1 rRNA gene (cut by a window edge) is annotated in these 2744 nt (G+C 58.5%); it reads right to left on the bottom strand.

From position 1 onward, the window contains the following. Positions 1-132: 132 nt before the first annotated feature. A 23S ribosomal RNA gene (locus IEY55_RS31370) occupies positions 133-2744 on the bottom strand; it runs 506 nt beyond the window's last position.

Below are 2744 nucleotides of genomic sequence, written 5' to 3'. Positions count from 1 at the left end.
TTAGCTTCCGAGTTCGGAAAGGGATCGGGCGTCACCCCTCCGCCAACACCACCGAAACACCCTGGACACAACCACCACACCCAATGGTGTGCTGATTCTTCCAGAACCACACAGTGAATGCGAGTCATCTCCATGGTCAAGCCCTCGGCCGATTAGTACCCGTCAGCTCAACACCTCACGATGCTTCCACCTCGGGCCTATCAACCCCATCATCTCTGGGGAGCCTTACCCCCACACGGGGGCGGGAGACCTCATCACGGAACAGGCTTCCCGCTTAGATGCCTTCAGCGGTTATCCCTTCCGAACATAGCCAACCAGCCATGCCCCTGGCGGAACAACTGGCACACCAGAGGTTCGTCCGTCCCGGTCCTCTCGTACTAGGGACAGCCTTCCTCAAGTCTCCAACGCGCGCGGCGGATAGGGACCGAACTGTCTCACGACGTTCTAAACCCAGCTCGCGTACCGCTTTAATGGGCGAACAGCCCAACCCTTGGGACCTACTCCAGCCCCAGGATGCGACGAGCCGACATCGAGGTGCCAAACCATGCCGTCGATATGGACTCTTGGGCAAGATCAGCCTGTTATCCCCGGGGTACCTTTTATCCGTTGAGCGACACCGCTTCCACCAGCCAGTGCCGGATCACTAGTCCCGGCTTTCGCCCCTGCTCGACCCGTCAGTCTCACAGTCAAGCCCCCTTCTGCACTTACACTCACCACCTGATTGCCAACCAGGCTGAGGGAACCTTTGGGCGCCTCCGTTACCCTTTAGGAGGCAACCGCCCCAGTTAAACTACCCACCAGGCACTGTCCCTGAACCGGATCACGGTCCCAGGTTAGACATCCAGCACGACCAGAGTGGTATTTCAACAACGACTCCACCACCACTAGCGTGACAGCTTCACAGTCTCCCACCTATCCTACACAAGCCGAACCGAACACCAATACCAAGCTGTAGTAAAGGTCCCGGGGTCTTTCCGTCCTGCCGCGCGAAACGAGCATCTTTACTCGTACTGCAATTTCACCGGGCCTGTGGTCGAGACAGCGGAGAAGTCGTTACGCCATTCGTGCAGGTCGGAACTTACCCGACAAGGAATTTCGCTACCTTAGGATGGTTATAGTTACCACCGCCGTTTACTGGCGCTTAAGTTCTCACCGTCGCCCCCGAAGGAGCTAAGCGGTCCCCTTAACGTTCCAGCACCGGGCAGGCGTCAGTCCGTATACCTCGTCTTACGACTTCGCACGGACCTGTGTTTTTAGTAAACAGTCGCTTCTCCCTGGTCTCTGCGGCCGACCAGCCCTAGCCCGCACGGGGCTTCAAGCCACCCGGCCCCCCTTCTCCCGAAGTTACGGGGGCATTTTGCCGAGTTCCTTAACCACAGTTCACCCGAACGCCTCGGTATTCTCTACCTGACCACCTGTGTCGGTTTCGGGTACGGGCCGCATGAACACTCGCTAGAGGCTTTTCTCGGCAGCATGGGATCACCCTACTTCACCACAACGGCTACGCATCAGGTCTCACCATTACCATGGGCACGGATTTACCTACACCCACTGGCTACACCCTTACACCAGTACCACCACTCACTGGCGGAGCTACCCTCCTGCGTCACCCCATCGCTTGACTACTACCAGCTCAGGCCCCACGCAACCCCCACCACAACCCGAAGGTCACAGCAGAAATCGGGTGGTTAGTCTCCCTGGCCTCACCATGGACGCATCCACACGGGTACGGGAATATCAACCCGTTCTCCATCGACTACGCCTGACGGCCTCGCCTTAGGTCCCGACTTACCCTGGGCGGATGAACCTAGCCCAGGAACCCTTGGTCATCCGGCGGCAGAGGTTCTCACTCTGCTCTCGCTACTCATGCCTGCATTCTCACTCACACCACCTCCACCGCTGAGTTCCCTCGCGGCTTCCCCGGTGGCATGACGCTCCCCTACCCACCCACACCACTGGATCCACACCACAACAGCATGAACCAATGACTCGTGTGAGTGCCACGGCTTCGGCGGTGCGCTTCAGCCCCGCTACATTGTCGGCGCGGAACCACTAGACCAGTGAGCTATTACGCACTCTTTCAAGGATGGCTGCTTCTAAGCCAACCTCCTGGCTGTCTCAGCGACCCCACATCCTTTCCCACTTAGCGCACACTTAGGGGCCTTAGCCGGTGATCTGGGCTGTTTCCCTCTCGACGACGAAGCTTATCCCCCGCCGTCTCACTGCCACACTCACCACGATGGTATTCGGAGTTTGGCTGACTTCGGTAACCTGGTAGGGCCCCTAGGCCATCCAGTGCTCTACCCCCACCGTGAACCATGTGACGCTGCACCTAAATGCATTTCGGGGAGAACCAGCTATCACGGAGTTTGATTGGCCTTTCACCCCTACCCACAACTCATCCCCCAGGTTTTCAACCCTGGTGGGTTCGGGCCTCCACCCGGTCTTACCCGGGCTTCACCCTGGCCATGGGTAGATCACCCCGCTTCGGGTCTCGGACACGCGACTCACACGCCCTCTTCAGACTCGCTTTCGCTACGGCTACCCCCCACGGGTTAACCTCGCCACGCACCACGAACTCGCAGGCTCATTCTTCAAAAGGCACGCCATCACCCCCGAAGAGGCTCTGACGGATTGTAGGCACACGGTTTCAGGTACTCTTTCACTCCCCTCCCGGGGTACTTTTCACCTTTCCCTCACGGTACTCGTGCACTATCGGTCACCAGGAAGTATTTAGGCTTACC

Origin of the sequence: Longimycelium tulufanense (assembly GCF_014645795.1) — a bacterium.
Classification (GTDB): Bacteria; Actinomycetota; Actinomycetes; order Mycobacteriales; family Pseudonocardiaceae; genus Longimycelium; species Longimycelium tulufanense.
The sequence above is the reverse complement of the archived record's forward strand: the minus strand, read 5'-3'. Positions and strand labels throughout refer to the sequence as shown.